Genomic DNA, 514 nt, shown 5'->3' with positions numbered 1-514 from the left:
CTCGGTTCGGGCAGCCATGAAGTGGCCGCCGGTGCCACCAATGGCGCGGCGGTGCTGCATGCCTATGTCCAACACACCTTTGGCTCCCTGGGCAGCGGCTTCCTTGCGGTACTGATCTCCCTGGCTTGCCTGGTGACCGCTGTGGGCCTGACCTGTGCCTGCGCCGAGTATTTCAGCCGCGTAACACCGTTGTCCTATAAGACTCTGGTGGTGATCCTCGCGGTCTTCTCGCTGTTGGTGTCGAACCTTGGCCTGACCAAGCTGATCGCCTTCTCGATCCCGGTACTGACCGCCATTTATCCACCGTGCATTGCCCTGGTGGCCCTGAGCTTCTGCAAGGACTTCTGGCGGGACCAGCGGCGTATCGTTGGCCCGGTGATGCTGGTGTCTTTCGTGTTCGGTCTGATCGATGCGCTCAAGGGGGCCGGCCTGGCCGATGGTTTGCCTAGCCAGCTGGCCCACTTGCCGTTGAGCGAGCAAGGCCTGGCCTGGCTGGTGCCTTCGGTGATCGTCC

Annotated in this window: 1 protein-coding gene; it reads left to right on the top strand. The window is 62.6% G+C overall.

The features are described 5' to 3' along the window. The coding region (locus tag Q7C21_RS23080; protein WP_375151252.1) for a branched-chain amino acid transport system II carrier protein at positions 1 to 514 on the top strand (514 nt) is incomplete at both ends.

This window comes from Pantoea sp. ANP04 (assembly GCF_041982285.1).
GTDB lineage: Bacteria > Pseudomonadota > Gammaproteobacteria > Enterobacterales > Enterobacteriaceae > Pantoea > Pantoea eucalypti.
Note: the sequence above shows the minus strand (reverse complement) of the source record. Positions and strands in the feature narration are given on the sequence as shown.